This is a genomic window from Streptomyces melanogenes, assembly GCF_014649795.1.
GTDB lineage: Bacteria > Actinomycetota > Actinomycetes > Streptomycetales > Streptomycetaceae > Streptomyces > Streptomyces noboritoensis.
Genome location: NZ_BMTS01000009.1, coordinates 98,426 through 121,079 on the forward strand (window position 1 = coordinate 98,426; position 22,654 = coordinate 121,079).

Here is a 22,654-nt window from a genome sequence, read left to right on the forward strand (position 1 = left end):
AGCGGTGGATGCCGTGGCGGTTCCACATATCCGGTCGGCTCATCGGCGAAGCTGGGTGATCGGATCCGCTCGCAGGACTTGGGCGTCGTTACTGGGCTTCCAACGAGCAACAAGGGTGAATATCGGCGCAGTAGGTTCGCCGGAGGCACCATGGATGCATGGACAGGGCCGTAGGCGTACCGCCTCCGCCAGGAAAGAAGAGACGTAACGCAGCGTTGTGGCTACATGACCAGCCGCTACAACGGGACTGGGCGTTCTGGACGACGATCGGTTTCGCTTGCTTGGCGGCCCTGACCATCGGCACGAGCAACCAGTCGACAGCCGCGCCGCTTCCCGGATGGCTGGACACACTACTGGCTTCGATCACGATTGCGGTTCTCTTCGGTGCGGGTCCCGCATTCCTCCGGCTCCTCGTTCGGAGACGGCGCCAGTCTCGCGGAAGCGCACCCACTTCCGAGCTTCCACAGAGCGTGGATGCCGCCACCGCAGACGCATCTGGAGTCGCAGGCTCCACTGGTGAGACCTCACCCGAGTGACACAACGACGTGGTCCACCATCTATTCACGGGTCGGTTCAGGCAGCCCCAGAAGGCGCCGGATCACCCCAGGACCGCAGGGACAATCCGTGGCCACACCGCTGGCCTGGAGGCGGCTGGATGCCGAGGGCTTTGAACGGCTTCTGTTCGACCTGTTGCGCGATTTTCCCGAGCACCAGAACGTTCAATGGCTTTCCCACACCCGAGCCGCGGACCGCGGCCGCGATCTGTCGATGGACCGCGTCATCCGCGACAGTACGGGAGGCACCCGACGCGAGCGGGTCACCGTGCAGGCCAAGCACTGGCGGGCCAAGTCCGTCGGCACCGCCGCCATCGCCGAATCCGTGGCGGCTACGAAGCTGTGGGAGCCACCCGTGGTGCGCACGTTGATCGTCGCGACCAGTGGGCGATTCTCCCGCTGATGCCGTCCTGTGGGCGGACAGGCACAACCAGAGCGGAATCGCCCCGTTCGTGGAGCTCTGGCCCGAGAGCAAGCTCGAGGCGCTCCTTGCCCGAAAGCCCCACCTCATTGCTTCGTACCGCTTGCGGTGACGGGGGAAAGCCACAGGGGTCGTCGACGCACATGCCCTTGTGGTCCGCGCCGGCCCCGGTCGCCCACCGACGACACGCTTGCCTTGACGTCGGCGTCAAGGCATACCGTCAACCCATGCGAATCGGCGAGCTGGCCGCACGGGCAGGAACCACCACCCGCGCGCTGCGCTACTACGAGTCGCGCGGCCTGCTGACCGCGCGCCGCGCGGAGAACGGCTACCGCGCGTACGACGAGGACGACCTGCGCCTGCTCCGGCAGATCCGAACCCTCCAGGACTTCGGGTTCGAGCTGGAGGAGACCCGGCCGTTCGTGGAGTGTCTGCGAGCGGGCCACCCGGCAGGGGACACCTGCCCCGCCTCGCTCGCCGTGTACCGGCGCAAGCTCGCCGAGCTGGACGGCCTCATCGGCCAGCTCCAGTCCGTACGCGACCAGGTCGGTGCGCAGTTGGCCCGGGCGGAGTCGGCCCGGGCCGAGCTGGAGGCCGGTTCGCTGGTGCCCGGAGTCCCCGGGTGCGAAATGACGGGTATGGAAGAGGGGTTGGGATGAGCGTGCAGGCTGTGGGCGTGGACGTTGTGACGGACGCCACCTTCGACGCCGAGGTGCTGGCGGCGGATCTGCCGGTGCTCGTGGAGTTCACCGCCGAGTGGTGCGGCCCGTGCCGCCAGCTCGCGCCGGTGCTGAGCCAGATCGCCTTCGAGGAGGGCGACCGGCTCAAGGTGGTCCAGCTGGACGTGGACAAGGACCCGGAGACCACCCTGAAGTACGGGGTGCTGTCGATGCCGACGCTGATGGTGTTCCGCGCCGGCGAGCCGGTGAAGTCGATGGTGGGCGCGCGGCCCAAGCGGCGTCTGATGCAGGAGCTCGAAGACGTACTGCAGTAAGCGATAAGTGCCAGAGAAACCAAAAGCCCCGGTCCGATATTGCGGCCGGGGTTTTTCTCTGCGTATAGTGAGTTCTTCGTGTGCGTTCTCGCAAGAAACACGCGAAAAGCCCTTACGGAAAGCACTGTATCGCGTCAGGAGCGGAATTGTCAACCGAGGAAATTCGGAAAGAACAGCAATTCATCGACGGGCTCTACGCACGCCTCGAAGACCTGCGTGAGCAGGCCGAGGCGTCGGTGCGGCGCGCCCTGGCGCAGGTCGGGACCGGACTCCAGGCGCGGCTCGAGCGCGATGTGCTGGTGGCCGAGCAGTCCGGGCTGCTCAGCGCGCTCGACGGCGGCGAGAACGGGCTCTGCTTCGGCCGCCTCGACTTTTCCGACGGGCGCGCCCACCACATCGGCCGCATCGGAATCCGCCGCGACGACACGGAACGTACGCCGCTGGTGATCGACTGGCGGGCCGACGTGGCGCGCCCGTTCTACCTCGCCACCGGGTACACCCCGATGGGGCTGCGCCGCAGGCGGCACCTCACCACCCAGGGGCGCACGGTCACCGCGCTGCACGACGAGATCCTCGACCTCACCGACGCGGCCCGCACCGGGCACGAGGGCGCGGACGCCGACGCCGTGCTGCTCGCGGCGCTCGACGCGGCCCGCACCGGCCGGATGCACGACATCGTGCAGACCATCCAGGCCGAGCAGGACAAGGTCATCCGGGCCCCGCAGCGCGGCGTCCTCGTCGTCGAGGGCGGGCCCGGCACCGGCAAGACGGCGGTCGCGCTGCACCGGGCGGCGTATCTGCTCTACGCCTACCGCGAGCAGCTGGCCCGGCGGGCCGTGCTGATCGTCGGCCCCAACCCGGCGTTCCTCGGCTACATCGGCGAGGTGCTGCCCGCGCTCGGCGAGACCGGCGTGCTGCTCGCCACCATGGGCGAGCTCTTCCCCGGCGTGCACGCCACCGGCACCGACAGCCCGGCCGCCGCCGAGGTCAAGGGGCGGAGCGAGATGGCCGACGTGCTCGCGAAGGCCGTGCGGGACCGGCAGACCGTGCCGCACACCGCCGCCGAGATCGACCACGAGGGGTACGGGACGCTCAGCCTGGAGCGGGCCATGGCCGAGGACGCCCGCTGGCGCGCCCGCGAGACCGGGCTGCCGCACAACCTGGCCCGCCCGCACTTCGCCTTCCACATCATCGACGCGCTCACCGCGCAGCTCGCCGACCGGATCGGCGCGGACCCCTTCGGCGGCGAGAACCTTCTCGGCCCCGACGACCTCGCCCAGCTCGGCAAGGAGATCGCCACCAGCCGCGAGGTGCACGCGGCGATCGAGGAGTTCTGGCCCACGCTCACGCCGGAGGGGTTCGTCGCCGACTTCCTGGCCGACCCGTCCCATCTGGCGGACACCGACGCGGAGTTGATCCGCCGCGAGGGCGGCGCCTGGACGCCCGCCGATGTGCCGCTGCTCGACGAGGCCGCAGAGATCCTCGGCGAGGACGACTCGGCGGCCCGCGCCGCCGCCGAGGCCGAGCGCCAGGACCGGATCGCGTACGCGCAGGGCGTCCTCGACCTCTCCGCGGGCTCGGAGAGCTTCGAGTTCGAGGACGAGGAGTCCGAGGTGCTCGCCGCGCACGACATCATCGACGCCGAGCGGTTCGCGGACCGCCACGAGGAGGCCGACCACCGCAGCGCCGCCGAGCGCGCCGCCGCCGACCGCACCTGGGCGTTCGGCCACATCATCGTGGACGAGGCGCAGGAGCTCTCCGCGATGGCGTGGCGGCTGCTGATGCGCCGCTGCCCGACCCGCTCGCTCACCCTGGTCGGCGACCCGGCCCAGACCGCCGACGCGGCGGGCGTCGGCTCCTGGCGGCGGATCCTGGAGCCGTACGTGGAGGACCGCTGGGAGCACGTGCGCCTGGGGGTCAACTACCGTACGCCCGCCGAGATCATGGAGGTGGCGGCGCAGGTCTGCCGCGCGGTGGACCCGTCGTTCGAGCCGCCGAGCTCGGTGCGGGCCACCGGTGTGCGGCCCTGGGCGCGCGAGGCGGCGCCGCAGTCCCTCGCCGAAGCCGTCGCCGAGGCGGTGAAGGCGGAGACCCCCGAGGCCGGCCGCCTCGCGGTCGTCGCGCCCCGCACCCTCCACCCCGCGCTGCACGCGGCGCTGCCGGACGTCCCGCCGGGCGAGCCCGATCTGACCCGCCCGGTCGTCCTGCTCGACCCGCGCCAGGCCAAGGGGTTGGAGTTCGACACGGTCCTGGTGGTGGAGCCGGCCGAGTACGGGGTGAGCGATCTGTACGTGGCGCTGACCCGGGCCACCCAGCGTCTCGGCGTGCTGCACTCGGCGCCGCTGCCGAAGGCGCTGGCCCAGGCGCTGGACCAGGACGCATAAGAGAGGGGCGCATAAAAGAAGGGCGTGCTCACACCGGCCGCAGCCACACGGTGGCCAACGGCGGCAGGGTCAGCTGGATGCTGGCCGGCTGCCCGTGGCTCGGTGTGGAGTCCGGCTTGAGCGGGTCCTCGTTGCGGATGTCGCCGCCGCCGTAGCGCGCGGCGTCCGTGTTGAGGACCTCCGCCCAGGCGGAGACGGTGTCGGGGACGCCGAGCCGGTAGTCGTGGCGGACCACCGGGGAGAAGTGGGAGACGGCGAGCAGCGGGGCGCCGGAGGCGTCGTGGCGCAGGAAGGCGAAGACGTTGTCCTCCGCCGCGTCGCCCGCCACCCACGCGAAGCCGCCCGGGTCGGTGTCCCGCTGCCACAGCGGCGGGGCGTCGCGGTAGACCGTGTTCAGATCGCGCACCAGGTCCCGTACGCCCCGGTGGTCCGGCTCCGCCGAGTACGACGGGTCGAGCAGCCACCAGTCCGGGCCGGTCGTCTCCGACCACTCCGCCCCCTGAGCGAACTCCTGCCCCATGAAGAGGAGTTGCTTGCCCGGGTGCGCCCACATGAAGCCCAGATAGGCGCGGTGGGTGGCCCGCTGCTGCCACCAGTCGCCGGGCATCTTGGAGACCAGCGCGCGCTTGCCGTGGACGACCTCGTCGTGGGAGATCGGCAGGACGTAGTTCTCGCTGTACGCGTACACCATCGAGAAGGTCATCTCGTGGTGGTGGTACTTGCGGTGGACCGGCTCGTGGGCCGCGTAGCCCAGCGAGTCGTGCATCCAGCCCATGTTCCACTTCAGGCCGAAGCCGAGCCCGCCGAAGCCGCCGGGGCCCACGTGGTGGGTCGCGCGCGTCACGCCGTCCCACGCCGTGGACTCCTCGGCGATGGTGATCACGCCCGGGCAGCGGCGGTAGACCGTGGCGTTCATCTCCTGGAGGAAGGCCACCGCGTCCAGGTTCTCCCGCCCGCCGTGCTCGTTGGGCGACCACTCGCCCGCCTCGCGCGAGTAGTCCAGGTAGAGCATCGAGGCGACCGCGTCCACCCGCAGCCCGTCGACGTGGAACTCCTCGCACCAGTACGTGGCGTTGGCCACCAGGAAGTTGCGGACCTCCTTGCGGCCGTAGTCGAATTCGAGGGTGCCCCAGTCGGGGTGCTCGGAGCGCGCCGGGTCCTCGTGCTCGTACAGCGGCCGCCCGTCGAAGTGGGCCAGCGCCCAGTCGTCCTTGGGGAAGTGCGCGGGCACCCAGTCGACGAGCACCCCGATCCCGGCCCGGTGCAGCGCGTCCACCAGGAAGCGGAAGTCGTCCGGGGTGCCCATCCGGGCGGTGGGGGCGTAGAAGCCGGTCACCTGGTAGCCCCAGGAGCCGCCGAAGGGGTGCTCGGCCACCGGGAGGAACTCGACGTGGGTGAAGCCCAGGTCGCGGACGTACGCCGGGAGCTGCTCGGCCAGTTGACGGTACGTCAGGCGGGGGCGCCAGGACGGCAGGTGCACCTCGTACACCGAGAACGGGGACTCGTGGACCGGCCGGTCGCCGCGCGCCGCCATCCACAGGTCGTCCTGCCACACGTGGTGCGACTCGGTCACGATCGACGCGGTCGCGGGCGGCACCTCGGTGCGCCGGGCCATCGGGTCGGCCCGCAGGGTGTGCGAGCCGTCGGGGCGGGCGATGTCGAACTTGTAGAGCGCGCCGTCGCCGACGCCCGGCAGGAACAGCTCCCAGACGCCGGTGGAGCCGAGCGAGCGCATCGGGTACGCGGTGCCGTCCCAGTAGCAGAAGTCGCCGGTGACGCGGACGCCCAGCGCGTTGGGGGCCCAGACGGTGAACCGGGTGCCGGGCACGCCCTGGTGGGTCATCGGGCGCGCGCCGAGCGCCGTCCACAGCTCCTCGTGGCGGCCCTCGCCGATCAGGTGCAGATCGAGCTCGCCGAGCGCGGGCAGGAAGCGGTACGGGTCCTCCACCTCGATCTCGTTGTCGTCGTAGGTGACCAGGAGCGAGTACTGGGGGACCTCGGGCAGCGGCAGCATCCCGCTGAACAGGCCGTCGCCCTCGTCGTGCAGCTCGGCGCGGAGCCCCTTGGCCAGGACCGTGACCGCCTGTGCGTACGGGCGCAGCACCCGGAAGGTGATGCCGCCGCGCACCGGGTGGGCGCCGAGCAGCCCGTGCGGGTCGTGGTGCGCCCCGGCGAGGAGCCGGGCGCGGTCGTCGGTGGCGAGCGGCTGTGCGGCCCCGACGCCGTGGCTCCCGCCGCGCTTCGGCTTCGACGGCGCGGCGGCGCGCGCGGGCCGGGAGGGGTCGGGGTTCTGCGGGCGGGCGGTCACGGGTACGGCCTCCTCGGGGGTGGTGCGGGGGTCGGGGTCAGTCCTGGGCCAGTCGGCGGACCGCCGCCATCGGGACGGCGAGCCAGTCGGGTCGGTGCCGGGCCTCGTAGAGCACCTCGTACACCGCCTTGTCCGTCTCGTACGCCCGGAGCAGCTCGGGCTCGTCGCGCGGGTCGGTCCCGGCGCCCGCCGCATAGCCCGCGCAGTACGCGTCCCGGCAGGACTCGGCCCACTCGGGGCGCCAGGGGAGCTGGGTGCGGGCCGCGTAGTCGAAGGAGCGCAGCATTCCGGCGACGTCGCGGACCGGCGGCTGCGGGCGGCGGCGCTCGGTCAGCGGCCGGGCGGGCTCGCCCTCGAAGTCGATGACCGCCCAGTCGCCGGCGCCGGTCCGCAGGGTCTGGCCCAGGTGCAGATCGCCGTGGACGCGCTGGGCGGGCCGGGGCCGGGCCGCCTTCGTCACCGCGTCGAACGCGGCGCGCAGCCCGGGCACATGGGGCAGCAGCGTCGGCACCGCCTGCGCGGCCGCCTCCAGGCGCTCGCGCATCGCGGCCGCCAGCAGCTCGGTCTGGGCGCGGCCGAGCGTGACCACCGGCAGCGTGGCGGCGAGCGCGGCGTGCACCTCGGCGGTGGCCCGGCCGAGCGCGTGCGCCTCCCGGGTGAAGTCGCGCCGGTCCGCGAGCGCGCGCAGCGCCAGCTGCCAGCCGTCCTGGGATCCGCGCAGATACGGCTGGAGCACGGCGAGCGTGGCGTTCTCGGGCCGCTCGGTCTGGATCCAGGCCGCGGGCGCGGGCACCCGGGGGCACCCGTGCCGGGCCAGGACCAGCGGAAGCTCCAGGTCGGGGTTGACCCCGAAGTGGATCCGACGGAATACCTTGAGGATGAACGTATCTCCGTACACCAGCGAGGAGTTGGACTGCTCGGCGGCGAGCAGGCGCGGCGCGAGTCCGGCGGGGACGGGGATGCCCGGGTCGCAGCCGAAGCGCAGTGGCCCAAGGCGTCCCGGGGTGCGCAGCCGCTCCAGGAGGAGGGCGGCGATCTGGGGGTCCTGGAGCGCGTCGTAGACGGTGAGCCCGGTCAGCGGTCCGGCGGTGGCGTGCCCGACGAGCGCGGGCGCGAGCGGCGGCGGCAGCACCTTCCGTACGCCGAGCAGCAGCTGGTAGACGTCGCCGCCCTCGGGGGCGGTGCCGGGCTGTTCGGCCCGGACGAGCAGGTGCAGACAGCCGGGCAGCAGCTCGGTGACCGAGGCCAGCGAGAAGCCGGTGACCGGGCGGCCCTTGCCCGCGAACCAGCGCTGTCTGGGGAGCCATTCGTGCAGCAGCGGCGCCAGCGAGGGCAGCAGCGCGACGGGAGTCAGGGTGGGTGCGGCCTTGGGCATGGCAGCGCGTCCTTTCCCCGGGCTCACAAGGATGTGCGCAGAGTGTCCCGGATTGCGGCATTGGCTGTCCGGCGGCGCGCGGAGCGTCCGGTGTGCCACTGGGAGCGGTCCGGAGCGTCGCTGAGGAGAGTGCCCCGGGCGGGCCGGAGGAAACCGGCCCGCCCGGGGCCGCCCCGAGGCGTCCTCAGAGCGGTGGGGCTAGCCGATCACGATGCAGTCCTTGCGCAGCCGGAACCAGTAGAAGCCGTGACCCGCCAGGGTGAGCAGATACGGCCACTGGCCGATGGCCGGGAAGCGCACCCCGCCGATCAGCTCCACCGGATGGCGTCCGGCGAAGGCCCGCAGATCGAGCTCGGTGGGCTGGGCGAACCGCGAGAAGTTGTTCACGCACAGCACCAGGTCGTCCTTGTCCTCCCGCAGGAAGGCCAGGACCGCCGGGTTCGAGGACGGGAGTTCGGTGTACGAGCCGAGCCCGAAGGCCGGGTTCTGCTTGCGGATCTCGATCATCCGCCGGGTCCAGTGCAGCAGCGACGACGGCGAGGCCATGGCCGCCTCCACGTTGGTGACCTGGTAGCCGTAGACCGGGTCCATGATCGTGGGCAGGAACAGCCGTCCCGGGTCACAGGACGAGAAGCCCGCGTTGCGGTCGGGCGTCCACTGCATGGGGGTGCGCACCGCGTCCCGGTCGCCCAGCCAGATGTTGTCGCCCATCCCGATCTCGTCCCCGTAGTAGAGGATCGGCGAGCCGGGCAGGGACAGCAGCAGGGCGGTGAACAGCTCGATCTGGTTGCGGTCGTTGTCCAGCAGGGAGGCCAGCCGGCGCCGGATGCCGATGTTGGCGCGCATCCGGGGGTCCTTGGCGTACTCCGCGTACATGTAGTCGCGCTCTTCGTCCGTGACCATTTCGAGGGTCAGCTCGTCGTGGTTGCGCAGGAAGATGCCCCACTGGCAGGTCTTGGGGATGGCCGGGGTCTTGGCGAGCACCTCGGAGACCGGGTAGCGGCTCTCGCGGCGCACGGCCATGAAGATGCGCGGCATCACGGGGAAGTGGAACGCCATATGGCACTCGTCGCCCCCCGCCGCGTAGTCGCCGAAGTAGTCGACGACGTCCTCCGGCCACTGGTTGGCCTCGGCGAGCAGCACCGTGTCCGGGTAGCTCGCGTCGATCTCGGCCCGGACCCGCTTGAGGAAGTCGTGGGTCGCGGGCAGGTTCTCGCAGTTGGTGCCCTCCTCCTGGTAGAGGTACGGGACGGCGTCGAGGCGGAAGCCGTCGATGCCCAGGTCCAGCCAGAACCGCAGCGCGGCCAGGATCTCGTCCTGGACGGCCGGGTTCTCGTAGTTGAGGTCGGGCTGGTGGGAGAAGAAGCGGTGCCAGTAGTACTGCTTGCGGACGGGGTCGAAGGTCCAGTTGGAGGTCTCGGTGTCGACGAAGATGATCCGGGCGTCCTGGAACTGCTTGTCGTTGTCGGCCCAGACGTAGTACTCGCCGTACGGGCCCGCGGGGTCTTTCCGCGACTCCTGGAACCACGGGTGCTGGTCGCTGGTGTGGTTCATCACGAAGTCGATGATCACGCGCATGCCGCGCTGGTGGGCGGCGTCCACGAACTCCACGAAGTCGGCGAGGTCGCCGAACTCCGGGAGCACCGCGGTGTAGTCCGAGACGTCGTAACCGCCGTCCCGCAGCGGGGACTTGAAGAAGGGCGGCAGCCAGAGGCAGTCCACCCCCAGCCACTGCAGGTAGTCGAGTTTGGCGGTGATGCCCTTCAGATCCCCTACGCCGTCGCCGTTGCTGTCCTGGAAGGACCGCACGAGCACCTCGTAGAAGACGGCCCGCTTGAACCATTCGGGATCGCGGTCCTTGGCGGGAGTGTCCTCGAAGGTGTCGTGGACGGGCTCGTTGACGATCATGGTGTGGGTGACCCTCCGATCGGCGGGGACGGTCGCAGGACCAGGACGTGCGCGGGCGCGCGGCCCGGCTCTAGGCGCACGTAGTTGGTCCTGCCCCAGTGGTAGGTCTCACCGGTGAGCTCGTCGCGCACCGGGACGGACTCGTGCCACGAAAGGCCGAGTTCCGGCATGTCCAACGAGACCGTGGCCTCCTGGGTGTGGTGGGGGTCGAGGTTGGCGACCACCAGAACGGTGTTCGACCCCGAGCGCTTGCTGTACGCGAGCACCGCGTCGTTGTCGGTGTGGTGGAAGCGCAGCGAGCGCAGCTGCCGCAGCGCCGGGTTGCGGCGGCGGATCCGGTTGAGCGAGGTCAGCAGCGGGGCCAGCGAGCGGCCCTCGCGCTCGGCCGCCTCCCAGTCCCGGGGCCGCAGCTCGTACTTCTCCGAGTTCAGGTACTCCTCGCTGCCGTCGTGCAGCGCCGTGTTCTCGCACAGCTCGTAGCCCGCGTACACGCCCCAGCTCGGCGAGAGCGTCGCGGCGAGCACCGCGCGCACCTCGAAGGCGGGGCGGCCGCCGTGCTGGAGGTAGGCGTGCAGGATGTCGGGGGTGTTCACGAAGAAGTTGGGGCGCATGTACGCGGCCGACTCACCGGTCAGCTCGGTGAGGTAGTCGGTCAGCTCCTGCTTGGTGTTGCGCCAGGTGAAGTACGTGTACGACTGCTGGAAGCCGATCCGGGCCAGCGCGTGCATCATCGCGGGCCGGGTGAACGCCTCGGCCAGGAACACCACGTCCGGGTCGGTCCCGTTGACCTCGGCGAGCACCTGCTCCCAGAACACCACCGGCTTGGTGTGCGGGTTGTCGACGCGGAAGATCCGCACCCCGTGGTCCATCCAGAACCGCAGGATCCGCACGGTCTCGGCGACCAGCCCCGGCATGTCCCGGTCGAAGGCGAGCGGATAGATGTCCTGGTACTTCTTGGGCGGGTTCTCGGCGTACGCGATGGTGCCGTCGGCCCGGTGGTGGAACCAGTCGGGGTGCTTGTCCACCCAGGGGTGGTCCGGCGAGCACTGGAGTGCGAAGTCGAGGGCGACCTCCATGCGCAGATCGCCGGCCGTGCGCACGAAGTGGTCGAAGTCGTCGAGGGTGCCGAGGTCGGGGTGGACGGCGTCGTGGCCGCCGTCGGGCGAGCCGATGGCCCAGGGCACGCCGACGTCGCCGGGCGAGGCCGACAGGCTGTTGTTGGGGCCCTTGCGGAAGGTGGTGCCGATGGGGTGCACCGGCGGCAGATAGACCACGTCGAAGCCCATCGCGGCGACGGCGGGCAGCCGCTCGGCGGCGGTCCGGAAGGTGCCGCTCACCGGCGGCTTCCCGGCCTCGACCAGCGCGCCCTCGGAGCGCGGGAACAGCTCGTACCAGGACCCGAACAGCGCCCGCTCGCGCTCCACGACCAGGGGCAACGGCTCGCTGGCGCTGACCAGTTCGCGCAGCGGGTAGCGGGCCAGGGCCGCGTCGGCCTCCGGGGTCAGGGCCGCGGCGAGCCGGGCGGCGGCCGGGCGGGCGCCGTCGCGCAGGGCGTCCACCGCGGCGAGCACCGCCTCGCGGCCCTTGGTCTTCGGCACCCCGCGCGCGGCCCGCTCGTACAGCGCGGCGCCCTCCGCGAGGACCAGCTCGGTGTCCAGACCCGCCGGGATCTTGATCCCGGCGTGCCGGCGCCAGGTGGCCACCGGGTCGCTCCACGCCTCGACCGTATACGACCAGCGCCCTTCGGCCGCCGGGGTGACCTCGGCGCCCCAGCGGTCGGTGCCGGGCGCCAGCTCGCGCATCGGCGTCCACGGGCCGGGCCGACCGCGCGGGTCGCGCAGCACCACGTTGGCGGCGACCGCGTCATAGCCCTCGCGGAAGACGGTGGCGGTGACCGCGAAGGCCTCGCCCACCACCGCCTTCGCCGGCCTTCTGCCGCAGTCGACGGCGGGGCGGACGTCCAGGACGGGGATACGACCGATGGGCATGTTCACGGGCTCACCTGGTGGCTGGTGGGTGCGGGGCGTGGCGGGGTCTGCTCTTTGTAACTGCTCCGTTGACGTTTGACGGGCTGCGGGCATGGCCGCTCCTGTCCGCGTTCACTCGGGTGGCGGTCAGCGGTTGCACAGACGGCGTCCTACCGGAGGAGCCTTCCACAGGCTCCGAGTGGGCATTCCGGTGGTTTGTTAACTACCTGGGCGTAACGGATCGGACAAGGAAACGGCCCCGTCTTTCGGCGGGACCGCACCAGAATTTGCCTACCCACAAGTTCAGTTGGCGCCCGGACCACCGCCCACGCGCAGCAGGCGGTCGGGCGAGCCGGGCCCGGCGCGGGTGATCCTCCCGGTGGCCGCCCGGGCGGTCAGGGCCGCTCCCACCTCGGCCGGATCCGCCGCCGGGTGCCCGCCGAGGTACAGCGCGGCCGCGCCCGCGACGTAAGGCGCCGCCATCGACGTGCCCGACAGGGTCCGGTACGCCGAGTCGCCCGTGTGCCACGCCGAGACGATGCCCGTACCGGGGGCGAACAGGTCAAGTGCGGAGCCCCAGTTGGAGAAGGAGGCCCGGGCGTCGTCGCGGTCGCTCGCGCCGACCGTGATCGCCTCCGGGGCCCGGGCCGGGGAGTAGCGCGCGGCCGGTTCCCCCTCGTTCCCGGCCGCGACCGTGAACGTCACCCCGGCGGCGACCGCGCCCCGCACCGCCCGGTCCAGCTCCGGGCTGGGAGCGCCGCCCAGGCTCAGATTGGCGACGGCGGGGCGGTGGGCGTGGCGGGTCACCCAGTCGATCCCGGCGATCACCCGGGCGGTGGTGCCGGTGCCCCGGTCGTCCAGGACCCGCACGGCCACCACCGCCACCTGCTTCGCCACGCCGGTCGTCGCGCCCGCCAGGGTCGCCGCCACATGGGTGCCGTGGCCGTTGCCGTCCTGGGCGTCGGCGTCGTCGTCCACGAAGTCCCAGCCGCTGCTGGCCCGCCCGCCGAACTCCCGGTGGCTGGTGCGCACCCCGGTGTCGATCACGTACGCGGTGACGCCCGCGCCGCCGCCGACCGGCGCGTCCGTGTCCAGTGCGCGCCCCTCGGGCGGCGCGGCCCGGGCGGGCAGCGCGAGGGCCAGCGCCGCCACCGTGCCCAGCGCCGTCAGCGCCCCGGCCGTGCGCGGCCGCGTACCGCGTGTCGCTCCCATGCCGTGGTCCCCCCCCTCGGGCTCGGCCGCCCTTCGCAGCCTCCCGCCCCCGGGGGACGCCCACAAGGGCGCACGCCGGGGGCGGTCGCTTCCGTGCGCCGTGGTAGTGCGGGGCGCCCGCCCACTACCTTCGAGGGTGAAGGACAGTCGAACAGAGCTGTACGTCCACCCTGTTGCGTACATCCCCTGCGAAGGTGGAACACGTGAAGGCAATCCGTCGATTCACCGTCCGCCCCGTCCTCCCCGAGCCCCTGCGGCCGCTGAGCGAGCTGGCCCGCAATCTGCGCTGGTCCTGGCATCCGGAGACCCGCGAACTGTTCCGGTCCGTCGACCCCGAGGGATGGCGGGCGGCCGGAGAGGACCCCGTGCGCCTGCTGGGGTCGGTCTCCGCCGCCCGGCTCGCGGCCCTCGCCGAGGACCGCCGCTTCGTCCGGTCCCTGACCGCCTGCGCCGGCGACCTCGCCGACTATCTGGGCGGGCGGCGGTGGTACCAGGAGCAGCCCGAGGGGCTGCCTGCCGCCGTCGCCTACTTCTCGCCGGAATTCGGGATCACCGCCGCCCTGCCGCAGTACTCGGGCGGGCTCGGCATCCTCGCCGGCGACCACCTCAAATCCGCGAGCGACCTCGGCGTACCGCTGATCGGGGTCGGACTCCTCTACCGGCACGGCTACTTCCGCCAGTCCCTCTCGCGCGACGGCTGGCAGCAGGAGCACTATCCCGTCCTCGACCCCAACGAACTGCCGCTGTCGCTGCTGCGCGAGGCCGACGGCGAGCCCGCCCGGATCTCCCTGCACCTGCCCGGCGGCCGCGCGCTGCACGCGGTGGTCTGGATCGCCCGGGTCGGCCGGGTCCCGCTCCTGATGCTCGACTCGGACGTGGAGGAGAACGGCCCGGGCGAACGCGACGTCACCGACCGGCTGTACGGGGGCGGCAGCGAGCACCGGCTGCTCCAGGAGATGCTGCTGGGCATCGGCGGGGTGCGGGCGGTGCGCGCGTACTGCCGGATCACCGACCACCCCGCGCCCGAGGTCTTCCACACCAACGAGGGCCACGCGGGCTTCCTGGGCCTGGAGCGGATCCGCGAACTCGCCGGTGAGGGGCTGGAGTTCGAGGCGGCCCTGGAGTCGGTGCGGGCCGGGACCGTCTTCACCACCCACACCCCGGTCCCTGCGGGCATCGACCGCTTCGACCGCGAGCTGGTCGCCCACCACCTCGGCGACGACGGCGAACTGCCGGGCGTCGACGTCTCGAAGATCCTCCAGCTCGGCATGGAGACCTACCCGGGAGGCGAGCCCAACCTCTTCAACATGGCCGTGATGGGACTGCGCCTGGCCCAGCGTGCCAACGGCGTCTCCACCCTGCACGGCGAGGTCAGCCGGGAGATGTTCGCGGGCCTGTGGCCCGGGTTCGACCCCTCGGAGGTGCCGATCACCTCCGTCACCAACGGGGTGCACGCGCCGACCTGGGTGGCGCCCGAGGTGTTCCGGCTCGGCGCCAGACAGATCGGCGCCGGGCGCGCCGAGGACGCGCTGACCGTGGGCGGCTCGCCGCGCTGGGACGCGGTCGCCGACATCCCCGACACCGAGATCTGGGAGCTCCGGCGCGAGCTGCGCGAGCAGCTGGTCCTCGAAGTGCGCGAGCGGCTGTACGCGTCGTGGCGCACACGCGGCGCCGGTACGGCCGAGCTCGGCTGGGTGGACGGGGTGCTCGACCCCGACATCCTCACCATCGGCTTCGCCCGCCGCGTCCCCTCGTACAAGCGGCTGACCCTGATGCTCCGCGACCGGGACCGGCTGATGGAGCTGCTGCTGCATCCGACCCGGCCGGTGCAGATCGTGGTGGCGGGCAAGGCGCACCCCGCCGACGACAGCGGCAAGCGGCTCGTCCAGGAGCTGGTGCGGTTCGCCGACGACCCCCGGGTGCGCCACCGCATCGTCTTCCTGCCCGACTACGGGATGGCGATGGCCAAGAAGCTCTACCCAGGCTGCGACGTGTGGCTCAACAACCCGCTGCGGCCCCTTGAGGCGTGCGGGACCAGTGGGATGAAGGCCGCGCTCAACGGCTGCCTCAACCTCTCGGTCCTGGACGGCTGGTGGGACGAATGGTACGAACCGGACTTCGGCTGGGCCATCCCGACCGCCGACGGCTCCGCCACCGACGAGGACCGCAGGGACCAGCTGGAGTCGACCGCGCTGTACGACCTGATCGAGGACCGGGTGGCGCCGCGCTTCTACGACCGGGGCGAGAGCGGGCTGCCCGGCCGCTGGATCGAGATGGTCCGCGAGACCCTCGCCTCGCTCGGCCCCAAGGTGCTCGCGGGGCGGATGGTGCGCGAGTACGTGGAGCGGCTGTACGCGCCCGCCGCCCGGGCCCACCGCGACCTGGGCCCCGACACGGCCCGGGAGCTGGCGGCCTGGAAGGCCCGGGTGCGGGAGGCCTGGCCGCAGGTGGCGGTCGACCACGTGGAGGCGGTCGCCGCGACCGCGCCGAACGGGCACGCGGAGCTCGGCTCCACGCTGGCCCTGCGGGTGCGGGCCGGGCTCGGCGGGCTCCAGCCGGACGACGTGGAGGTGCAGGCGGTGGCGGGCCGGGTGGACGCCGCCGACACGCTCGCCGAGGCCCGCACGGTCGCCCTGAAGCCCGCGGGCGGCCCGGACCTGGAGGGGCGCTGGGTGTACGAGGGCCCGCTCGCTCTGGACCGGACCGGCCCCTACGGCTACACGGTCCGCGTCCTGCCCGCCCACCGGCTCCTCGCCGACGGCGCCGACCTGGGTCTCGTGGCCTTGCCGACCGAGGCGACGGGGGAGGGGGCGGGGGTGCTGATGCGCTGAGCGGAAATGGGTTGTACCGTACGTCGGCCGCTGCCATGCACCCCGTACGGAACTGCGAGGTCCGATTGTGAACCCTGCCGAGAATGTCGCCACTCGTCCCATACGTCCGTATGGGACCTGGGCGGCACGCGCGGGCCTCGCCCTGCTGCCCTTCGCGTCCCTGGGGCTGCTGTGCCCGGTGCCGTCGCTGGTGATCGCCGTGAAGCGGCACCGCGGCGCGGACTGGGTCGCCTTCGCGGTCTTCTGCGCGGTGTGGGTGTCCTGGGTGCTCCAGCTGGCGACCACCCCGGACACCACGCACGGCATGCGGTTCGCGGCCGACGTGTTGCTGATCGGGCTGTCGACGGCCGGTGCGGCCGCGCACGCCTGGAAGGCGTGGCCGGCGGCCCGGCAGTCCCCGAACGACGAGAACGGCAAGAGCGCGTGAAGCAGGTCAAGCAGGTACGTCAGGCGCAGGCGGCGAAGGCCGCCCGCGAGGAGCAGGACAAGCAGAGCCGATACGCGCGCTACCGGCTGCGGTTCGCCCGGCTCACCGCGCCGGCGCGGGTGCACCGGCGCCGGGTCTGGATCGCCGCGGGCGTGGCGGCGGCCGTCGCCGTCGCCGCCGTCCTGGTCTCGGTGCTGGACAAGGACGACAAGCCGGGGCCGCCGGATCCGCGCGCCCGGCAGTACAAGAACGTCGACGCCTGTCTGCTGACCGGGGACAAGGGCGTCACCGAGGGCACCGAGGGCGCACCGGCGTGGGCGGGGATGCAGGACGCCTCGAAGTCCACCCACGCACGCGTCAACTTCGTCCCGGTGACGGGCGAGCAGACCACCGCCAACGCCACCCCGTTCGTCAACAGCCTCATCCAGCGCTCCTGCGACGTGGTCGTGGCGGTCGGCAAGGCCCCGGTGGCGGCGGCCGAGGCGGCGGCGAAGGCCCACCCCAAGGTCCGCTTCGTGGTGGTCGGCGGCGAGGCCGCGGCGGCCAATGTGACGGCCGTGCAGCCGGGTGACGGAGTGAAGGCGGATGTCGCCCGGGCCGTCGAACAGGGAGTCAATACACCCGGATAGCCCGGAATTTGTTGTTCCGCACCGCATGGACATGGCAAAGAAATCTCAAAGGATCATGGGGTGGAAGCAACCACTGTAAAACCGTGGGGCACGATCGCCTGGCTTTGTCTTCTGTAAGCCTCGCGTAAGTAAAGGCTGCCTCAATGCGCGCTCGATGGGCCCGAACGTCCCGTCTCTTGTTTCCACCCGGTAGAACCGGACACCGCAGGGCCAGGAGGATCGCCCTCCTGGTCCTGCTGGCTTTCTCCTTCATGTTGACGACCGAGACGGCGGAGGCCACCGGGGCCACCCTGCCCCGGCTGTCGATGCCCAAGTGGTCCCTGTCGGGCCTGTGGGAGTGGGCCAACAAGTCCCCGCTCGACACCCCGGACCAGCAGAGCGGCACCGCGCGCGGCAAGAGCCACAGCGCCTCCGCCAAGCAGACCCGGGCCAAGGGCGGCAACGGCCACGAGCCCGGCAAGGGCAAGGGCGAGCTCGGGGAGTACAGGAGACCCGAGGACAAGGCCGAGCCGGCGAAGACCGGCAAAGCGGCCGGGAACGCCAAGAGCTTCGACGCGCGCACCAGCAGGCGCGACGCCAAGAAGTCCACGGCGACCTCGGACTTCTTCACCAACACCGACGGCTCCACGACGGTGCGCCATTACACCGGGCGCTCCAACTTCAAGGCCGCCGACGGCAGCTGGAAGCAGATCGACACCAAGCTGCGCGAGGAGAAGGGCGGCCGGCTGGTCGAGAACGCCAACTCGCTCGGCGTCGCCTTCGCCCCCGACGCGGTCACCCCCGACCTCGCCTCGGTCGAGTTCGGCTCCGGGCGCTCCCTTTCGTACGGGCTGCACGGCGCCGCCAAGAGCGAGCCGGTGGTCGACGGCGACTCCACCGCCACGTACGACAACGTTCTCAAGGACACCGACCTCAAGCTGTCGCCGCTCGCCGAGGGCTTCAAGGAGCGGATCGTCCTGCGCTCCAAGGCGGCCCCCAACACCTGGGTCTTCCCGCTGAAGACGAAGGGGCTCACCCCGAAGGTCGCGGACAACGGCGACGTGGTGTTCACCGACGCCGACGGCAAGGTCACCGCGACCGTCCCGCACGCCTTCATGGAGGACTCGAAGATCGACCCGCGCTCGGGCGACGCCGCCCAGTCGCGCGCGGTCAGCTACGAGCTCACCACCCTGGACGGCGCCCCCGCGCTGCGGATGACCGCCGACCGGGCCTGGCTGGACGACCCGAAGCGGGTCTTCCCGGTCACCGTCGACCCGACGGTGACGGCCAGCAACTCGACGTACACCCAGAACACCATCGGCGGGGACCACTCCACCGAGAACATGATCAAGGTGGGGTCGTACGACTCCGGCACCAACAAGGCGAACTCGTTCCTCCAGTTCTCCTCGCTGGGCACCACGCTGGCGGGCCAGAAGGTCACCGCCGCGACCCTGAACGTGTACGCGGTCTGGTCCTCGACCTGCACCCCCGAGCCGTTCAACGTCCACCCGGTCACCAAGGCCTGGACGCCCTCCACGGTCACCAGCTACCCCGGCCCGGCCTACGGCTCGGCGATCGGCTCGGCGACGGTGGCGCCCGGTGCCTCCTGCACCAACTCCTCCAGCTCCACGGGCGTCGGCGTGAAGATGCCCGTCCCGCTCAACACCAGCTGGTTCAACACGGTCGCGGGCGGCGGCGCCAACTACGGCCTCGCGATGACCGCGATCACCAGTGACATGCTGCACTGGAAGAAGTTCCACTCGGACAACTCCACCACCGCGGGCTTCCGCCCGGCGCTGGACCTCACCTACACGGCGAATGCCGCCCCGCAGGTCAACGCCCAGTACCCGCCGGAGAACTATCAGGCCAACACGCTCCGCCCGGAGCTCACGGTCTACGCGACCGACGCCGACCACGGCCCGAGCGCGCTGTCGTACTCCTTCGACGTCTTCGACGCGGACAGCGGCAGCCAGACCCCGGTCGTCAGCTCCGGCACCCTCACCCAGGGCGCCTGGGCGATCCCGGCCGGCAAGCTGAAGTGGAGCAAGAACTACCTCTGGTTCGCCACCGTCAGCGACGGCACCAACGCGGTGTCGTACGACAGCCGGTTCACCACCGCCGTGCCGCAGCCGCCGGTCACCTCGGGGCTCAGCCAGAACACCGACGGCCACGAGTTCGACCCCAGCGACGGCAACTACACCACCGACGACACCGACGCGGATGTCGAGGTCACCGGACCGTCGCTGTCCATCGAGCGCTCCTACAACAGCCTCGACCCGCGTCAGGACAGCGCGTTCGGCGCGGGCTGGGCGACCATCGCGGACATGAAGGCCGCCGAGGTCAAGGACGGCTCCGGCGCGGTCACCAGCGTGGTCATCACCTACCCCGGCGGCGAGCAGGTCGCCTTCGGCCGCAACAGCGACGGCACCTTCGTCCCGCCGCTCGGCCGCTACGCCCGCTTCCAGGCGGTCACCGGCGGCTACACGCTGGTCGACAAGGACTTCACCACCTACAGCTTCACCCAGACCACGGCCAGGGCCGGGGTCTACGCGATCAAGACCATCACGGACTTCGCGAACCGCGGTGAAACGTTCTTCTACACCAACAACCAGCTGACCAAGATCACGAACACCACGTCCAACCGTTCGCTGACCCTCAGCTGGCAGACCCCCGCGGGCGCCACCGCCGCGCACGTCAACACGGTCGCCACCGACCCGTCGACCGCGGGCGACTCCGCCACCGCGCAGACCTGGCAGTACAGCTACACCGGTGACCAGCTCACCAAGGTCTGCCCGCCCGCCGACTGGTCCAAGTGCACCACCTACGGCTACGCCACCGGCAACCACTACCGCACCACGGTCCTGGACGAGGACCCGTTCGCGTACTGGCGGCTCGGCGAGGCGGCCGGTGACGGCGTCGCCAAGGACGCGGTCGACCTCAACCAGGGCAAGTACAACGGCATCTACCACAACGTGACCACCGGTGGCACGGGCGTGCTCGCCGGGTCCACCCAGCCGGCCGCCACGTTCGACGGCACCAGCAGTTACGTGGAGATACCCAGCGCCCCGGGCGCGACCCCCTCGTACGCGAGCGTCTCGCTCTGGTTCAAGACCTCCCAGGCGGGCGGCGTCCTCTTCTACTACGGCGACAAGCCGCTGAGCGACCCCGACCCGGTGGGCACCACGACCCACAACACCCCGGCGGTCTACGTCGGCACCGACGGCAAGCTGCACGGCTGCTTCGCCTCGTCGCCCGGCTGCAACACCACGATCGTCTCCGCCGCCGCCGTCAACGACAACAAGTGGCACCAGGCCGTCCTCACCGGCGCCGCCACCACCATGTCGCTCTACCTCGACGGCGTCTCCCAGGGCACCAAGTCCGGCACCATCAACGACTGGGCGCAGCCCTACCTCACCCTCGGCGCCGGGGTGAACACCGACGGCTGGCCGAACATGAACGCGGCGGACCCGCTCGGCCACTTCAGCGGCCAGCTCGCCGAGGCGGCGATCTACTCCGAGCCGCTGACGCAGGACGTCATCACCGCGCAGTACCAGGCGGCGACCCGGCCGGCCGGGCTGCTCAACAAGATCACCACGCCGAACGGCAAGATCCAGAGCTCCGTCACCTACTCCACCGCCGACGACCTGGTCACCCAGGCGGTCGACGGCGACGGCGGCACCTGGAAGCTCAACCCCGCGACCGTCACCGGCTCCTCGCAGGTCTACCGCTCGGCCGTGATGGGCGCCGCGCCTTCCGGGTACTGGCGCCTCGGTGACGTCCAGGGCGCGCCGCAGGCCGCCAACGAGGTGCACACCGGCTTCGGCACGTACAACACGGTCACCCAGGGCGCGGAGGGTCCGTTCGGTCCCGACGACGCGACGGCCGTCGACTTCGACGGCGCGACCTCCTTCGCCGAGCTGCCGTACGCCCCGCTGCACCGCTCCGGCAACCGCGCGATCGAGCTGTGGTTCCGCACCGCCAAGCCCGGTGTGATCGCCGCCGACCAGGCCCGGGTGCCCAACGACCCGGCAGGCGCGGGCGCGGCCTACTCGCCGCTGATGTACGTGGGCGCGGACGGCAAGCTGCGCGGCCACTGGTGGAGCGCCACCGGCAGCGGCACGACCGACTTCGGCTCCAAGTCGACGGTCACCGACAACGCCTGGCACCACGCGGTCCTCTCCGCCTCCGGCACCACCCAGACGCTCTACCTGGACGGCGAGAAGCAGGCCGACTACACCGGCGCCGCCGGTGACCAGACGACCACCCGCACCTTCATCGGCGCGGGCTTCACCAAGGGCTGGATCAGCTCGCCCTCCGACGTCAGCTACTTCGACGGCTCGATCGCCGAGGTCGCCTTCTACGCGTCGCCGCTGACCGCGGACGAGGTCGGCCGCCACTACTCGGCAGCCAAGGCGTCCTCGGGCACCGCCCCGGTCCGCACGGTCAAGCTGACCGACCCGACCGACAAGACGCTCACCTATGTGTACGACGCGGAGCTGGGCAACCGGCTGCTCGCCGCGACCGACACCGGGGGCAACCGGACGACGTACGGCTACGACACCTCCGGCTTCCTGCACACCGTCACGGACGCCAACGGCAACCGCTCGGTGACCGGCCACGACGTGCGCGGCAACACGGTCTCCACGACCACCTGCCAGAACACGGCCGCCAACACCTGCGCGACCGAGTACTACACGTACTACCCGGACGCGACCACGCTGTTCCCGACCATGGACGCGCGCAACGACCTGGTGCTCACCGAGCGCGACGGTCGTTCCTCGGGCCCCACGGACAACACGTACCTCACCAGCTACGCCTATGACACCAGCGGAAACGTCACTGCGGTGACCAGCCCGCCGGTGCCGGGCTCGCCCGCGGGCCGGACCGCCTCCACCGTGTACACCACCGCGACCACCGTCGCGGCCGAGGGCGGCACCAACTACGCCCCGGCCGGACTCGTCGCCTCGGTGCGCACGCCGGGCGGGCGCACGACGTCGTACACCTACTTCAAGAACGGCGACCTGGCGCAGGTCACCGACGCCAACGGCGCCTCGCTGAAGTACACGTACGACAACCTGGGCCGCCAGATCACCAAGACCGAGGTCTCCGACTCCTACCCGGCCGGTCTGACGACCACGCTGGCGTACGACAAGGACGACCAGGTCACCTCGGAGATCAGCCCGAAGGTCACCAACCGGGTCACCGGCGCCGTCCACCAGGCGAAGTCGACGACCGTCTACGACCCGGACGGCAACGTCCAGTCCCAGACGGTCTCGGACGCCACCGGCGGCGACACCGCCCGGGTCACCTCGATGACGTACGACGCGTACAACCGGGTCGCGACCCGGACGGACCCGGGCGGCGACACCACCGCGTTCGAGTACGACGTCTACGGCAACAAGGTCAAGGAGACGGACCCGGCCGGGAACGTCAACGAGTACACCTTCGACGCCGACGGCAGGCCGCTCACCACCAGCCTGCTCAACTACACCGGCGACCCCAACAGCCCCTCCGCGCCGACCAAGCTGGTGCAGGAGTCGCGGGCGTACGACCCGGCCGGGCGGCTCGCGTCGATCACCGACGCGATGGGCTGGGTGACCGAGTACACCTACACCGACGACGGCCTGTCCGCGTCCGTGGTGCGCAGGGACCCGCAGAACAACAA

12 protein-coding genes and 1 pseudogene are annotated in these 22,654 nt (G+C 71.4%); 8 read left to right on the top strand and 5 right to left on the bottom strand.

Annotation, left to right across the window (positions count from 1 at the left end):
- Positions 1-624: 624 nt before the first annotated feature.
- From IE252_RS43370 to IE252_RS20645, 4 genes are all read left to right on the top strand, one after another.
- A complete protein-coding gene (locus IE252_RS43370) occupies positions 625-957 on the top strand; it encodes a restriction endonuclease (RefSeq protein ID WP_229848658.1) in 333 nt (110 codons plus the stop codon).
- A 245-nt stretch (positions 958-1,202) separates the two neighbouring features.
- On the top strand, positions 1,203-1,634 hold the full coding sequence (locus IE252_RS20635) for a MerR family transcriptional regulator (RefSeq protein ID WP_190090927.1): 432 nt from the start codon (positions 1,203-1,205) through the stop codon (positions 1,632-1,634).
- Positions 1,631-1,969, top strand: coding sequence for a thioredoxin (gene trxA, locus IE252_RS20640; RefSeq protein WP_308434551.1), 339 nt, complete (start codon positions 1,631-1,633; stop codon positions 1,967-1,969). The genes IE252_RS20635 and trxA overlap by 4 nt, the downstream gene beginning before the upstream one ends.
- A 146-nt stretch (positions 1,970-2,115) precedes the next feature.
- Positions 2,116-4,353, top strand: a complete 2,238-nt coding sequence (locus IE252_RS20645) for a HelD family protein (RefSeq protein ID WP_229848660.1) — start codon at positions 2,116-2,118, stop codon at positions 4,351-4,353.
- A 28-nt stretch (positions 4,354-4,381) separates the two neighbouring features.
- Here IE252_RS20645 and glgB read toward each other — a convergent pair whose 3' ends face one another.
- From glgB to IE252_RS20670, 5 genes and pseudogenes are all read right to left on the bottom strand, one after another.
- Complete coding sequence (gene glgB, locus IE252_RS20650) at positions 4,382-6,661, bottom strand: 1,4-alpha-glucan branching enzyme (RefSeq protein WP_190090929.1); 2,280 nt, start codon at positions 6,659-6,661, stop codon at positions 4,382-4,384.
- Between the two features lie 37 nt (positions 6,662-6,698).
- The gene (locus tag IE252_RS20655; RefSeq protein ID WP_190090930.1) at positions 6,699-8,036 is read right to left on the bottom strand and encodes a maltokinase N-terminal cap-like domain-containing protein; all 1,338 of its coding nucleotides are present in this window, start codon (positions 8,034-8,036) and stop codon (positions 6,699-6,701) included.
- Positions 8,037-8,234: 198 nt separating this feature from the next.
- Complete coding sequence (gene treS / locus IE252_RS20660) at positions 8,235-9,944, bottom strand: maltose alpha-D-glucosyltransferase (protein WP_190090931.1); 1,710 nt, start codon at positions 9,942-9,944, stop codon at positions 8,235-8,237.
- Entirely contained in the window at positions 9,941-11,932 is a 1,992-nt protein-coding gene (locus IE252_RS20665; protein WP_190090932.1) for an alpha-1,4-glucan--maltose-1-phosphate maltosyltransferase, read from the bottom strand. The genes treS and IE252_RS20665 overlap by 4 nt, the downstream gene beginning before the upstream one ends.
- Positions 11,933-12,214: 282 nt before the next feature.
- Positions 12,215-12,994, bottom strand: a pseudogene (locus IE252_RS20670) (S8 family peptidase); the annotation flags it as partial.
- Between the two features lie 332 nt (positions 12,995-13,326).
- Between IE252_RS20670 and glgP the strand changes: the two are divergent.
- The 4 genes from glgP to IE252_RS20690 form a co-directional block, all read left to right on the top strand.
- Positions 13,327-15,954, top strand: a complete 2,628-nt coding sequence (gene glgP / locus IE252_RS20675) for an alpha-glucan family phosphorylase (RefSeq protein ID WP_190090934.1) — start codon at positions 13,327-13,329, stop codon at positions 15,952-15,954.
- Positions 15,955-16,021: 67 nt separating this feature from the next.
- A complete protein-coding gene (locus tag IE252_RS20680) occupies positions 16,022-16,381 on the top strand; it encodes a hypothetical protein (protein WP_190090935.1) in 360 nt (119 codons plus the stop codon).
- Complete coding sequence (locus IE252_RS20685) at positions 16,378-17,010, top strand: type 1 periplasmic-binding domain-containing protein (protein ID WP_229848662.1); 633 nt, start codon at positions 16,378-16,380, stop codon at positions 17,008-17,010. Before IE252_RS20680 ends, IE252_RS20685 begins: the two co-directional genes overlap by 4 nt.
- Before the next feature lie 251 nt (positions 17,011-17,261).
- Positions 17,262-22,654: LamG-like jellyroll fold domain-containing protein (locus IE252_RS20690; protein ID WP_229848664.1), on the top strand; the 5,393-nt coding region annotated here is incomplete at its 3' end.

Excerpts from the sequence above, each read along its gene's own strand:
- IE252_RS20635 (WP_190090927.1), top strand. The coding sequence starts at position 1,203 with ATGCGAATCGGCGAGCTGGCCGCACGGGCAGGAACCACCACCCGCGCG.
- IE252_RS20665 (WP_190090932.1), bottom strand. The coding sequence starts at position 11,932 with ATGCCCATCGGTCGTATCCCCGTCCTGGACGTCCGCCCCGCCGTCGAC.
- trxA (WP_308434551.1), top strand. The coding sequence starts at position 1,631 with ATGAGCGTGCAGGCTGTGGGCGTGGACGTTGTGACGGACGCCACCTTC.
- treS (WP_190090931.1), bottom strand. The coding sequence starts at position 9,944 with ATGATCGTCAACGAGCCCGTCCACGACACCTTCGAGGACACTCCCGCC.
- IE252_RS20655 (WP_190090930.1), bottom strand. The coding sequence starts at position 8,036 with ATGCCCAAGGCCGCACCCACCCTGACTCCCGTCGCGCTGCTGCCCTCG.